Annotated in this window: 2 protein-coding genes; both read right to left on the bottom strand. The window is 48.9% G+C overall.

What is annotated here, in order from left to right; translation table 11 throughout:
- Positions 1–116 precede the first annotated feature (116 nt).
- Complete coding sequence (gene istB, locus CLV60_RS34035) at positions 117–848, bottom strand: IS21-like element helper ATPase IstB (RefSeq protein ID WP_106599845.1); 732 nt, start codon at positions 846–848, stop codon at positions 117–119.
- 24 nt (positions 849–872) lie between these two features.
- Positions 873–2,444: an IS21 family transposase gene (gene istA, locus CLV60_RS34030; RefSeq protein ID WP_211302321.1), complete on the bottom strand. Its 1,572-nt coding sequence runs from the start codon at positions 2,442–2,444 to the stop codon at positions 873–875.
- Between the last annotated feature and the right edge of the window lie 256 nt (positions 2,445–2,700).

Genomic DNA, 2,700 nt, shown 5'->3' with positions numbered 1-2,700 from the left:
TAGATATTCCTGCGAAAGTACGCCAGTGTTCCTGAGCAAAGGTCGCCAAAAATTCCTGGGCAAAGTACGCCACCTGAAAGTGGCTTGACATCACTGAGCGAGAGTGATGATTAAACTTAGTGATTTTTTCTTTTTCTCAGCGATTTTCCAGTTAAAGCAATTCGGTGAGCGGATGCGGAGAGCCGGTCCATAATGGCGTCAGCCAGCGTAGGTTCGTCAATGAAGTTGTACCAACTGTCGACGGGTAGCTGCGATGTGATAATGGTCGAGCCGTTCCCATAGCGGTCTTCAAGTATGTCCAGTAATGCGATTCTGGCGTCATTGGTCAGTTGCTTTAACCCGAAGTCGTCCAGGATCAGCAGTTTGTTAGCCGACACAGCCCTGATCCATTTCAGGTATGTGCCGTCGAGCCGGGCCTGTGCCAGGGCGTCCAGGAATTTGTTCATACCAAAGTATTGAGTGCGTATTCCCAACAGACAAGCGCTCCGGCCTAAGGCGCAGGCTAAAAAGCTTTTACCACAGCCGGTAGCACCTGTTATTAAGATATTTTCCCCTTTTTCGATGAACATTCCGTCGGACAGCCTAAGCACCTGTTCCCTTGTAATGCCTCTTTCGGGGGTGCACAGGATATCCTCCGGCAGGGCGTGATACCGGAGTTTGCTGGCTTTAAGATACTTGGAGGTCTTTGCATGTTGCCGGTATTCTACTTCGGCCTGGGTGATCATCGCAACCAGGGAATGGACATCGACCAGTTCATGCACGGGCAGTGAGAGAACAGACTCATAGCGTCTGGCCATTCCAGACAGTTTAAGTGACCTTAAAAGGTCCAGGGTGTTTTCAGTATTCATTTTGAACAGGTTATTGTAAAACAATTATTCTTGATAAGCGGATGCGCCACGCACATTAGGGTGATCGGGAATGCGGTATTCTTTACTGTCGATATCTTCAAGTCGGTCCATGTTATGGTCCAGGATGTTTTTCACAGCGGTGTAACTGAACTTGTAGCCTGTCAAGGCACGCTTACAGGCATTTTCCACCCGGATGGCCCCGTAGGACTTGATCAATCTGAGCAGGCCCAGGCAAGACGTATATGATTGATCGATGATCAGTTTACTGTCCATGACTTTTTTGAAAAGCTCATAGGTGCACGGGCCGTTTTCACTGGCTTTTCTCAGATAGTATTCCGGGTCCCAGCCTTGTTGTTTGGACACTACCCGATGGGCTTGCGGCATATGCTCTTTCAGGGTGGTGTATCCATGACTCCGGTAATTCCTGCTGTGCAGGGCAATCCGCTGGTTATCATGATAGACCTCCACTGTGTCTTCGCAATAAGCGATCCTGACCTCCTTGCCGATATAGCGGAACGGGACGCTGTAAAAGTGCCAGTCTTCACCGATGACCACATGATAGTTCTTTTGGACTTTGGCTTTGGTGTAGTGCCGCACCCGGTAGGGTGATTCCGGCAAGGATTGAAGATGCGGGGCTTCCTGCTCTATGAACAGTTCCAGGCGACTGAACGCCTTTTTCTGGAAGTTCATCTGGTGATGCAGTGCCAGCTTCTCTTTAATGGCGGCATTTAGCGCAGCCAGACTATGGAAGGTGTCATTCCGTAATTGGGCGTAAACGCGCCGGTAAGTGATTTTTACGAAGTTTTCAACTGCTGCTTTGTCCTTGGGCTTGTGCGGCCGGGCAGCATACAAGGCGATATGGTTATGATTGGCCCACTGTTCGAGCATATCGGTAAATGCGGGTTCATAACGAGAACTTCGCGATACCCACTGTTTCATGTTGTCGGATTTAACCCCGAGCGGGACGCCTCCAAAGTAAGCTAGTGCATTGTTGAGCGCTTTTACGACTTGTGCCAGTTTCATATTTGGCAACGCTTCCACATAACCGTAACCGCTAAAAGGGAGCACCGCAACAAAGACAGGGCATGCGATCAGCTCACCGCTTGAAGGATCGACATAATAGAGCAGGTCGCCAGCAAAATCCACTTGCATCATCTTGGCCGGATGATGCTCAAAATGCATGGTTGCCTGGGCAATTTTGAGCTGATCCTGTAAAAGCTTACAGAACCTGGAGTATTGCAGGCCGTCGGGGTTCTCTTTGATATATTCTTCCCAGAGGACCAACCGGGTAACACCTGTACGATGCTTCAACTCATAGGTAAAATAGTCGATCTGACTGTAAAAATGAGCTTTCCTGGGATCAGCGTCCTCCGGCGGACCTACCTTTTTAAGGCTGACAAGGCGCTCCAAGTCCTGATCTTTCACCAGTAGAAGTTCCTGGAAGCTAAGGCCGGTGCGCAGCAGCTTTTGCTGATACAACCCGATGGTCTTCCTGGATATTTTTACTTGCTTTTCAATGTTGCGAATAGATACGCCTCGTTCAAGGAAAATAAGTATCTGACGTAATTTATGCATGCTCAGAGGTCTATTTGCCATTCCATGAAGGTTTAGGTGATACCTAAACATATGGTAATGGGCGGTTAAACCCTCTGCTCAGTGGCGTACTTTCAGCAGGAATAAGTGGCGTACTTTGGAGAGGAATCTTCCTTTTCCAGGGATCCGGAATTCCGAAAACTCACATTGAAGCACGCCAAAATCCGCTACTTTACCGCCAGCTTAGTGGCGTACTTTGCCCAGGAATAAATGGCGTACTTTCGGAGGAATCGTGGCGTACTTTGGAGAGGAATATCCA

This window comes from Dyadobacter jiangsuensis, from assembly GCF_003014695.1.
Classification (GTDB): domain Bacteria; phylum Bacteroidota; class Bacteroidia; order Cytophagales; family Spirosomataceae; genus Dyadobacter; species Dyadobacter jiangsuensis.
The sequence above is the reverse complement of the archived record's forward strand: the minus strand, read 5'-3'. Positions and strand labels throughout refer to the sequence as shown.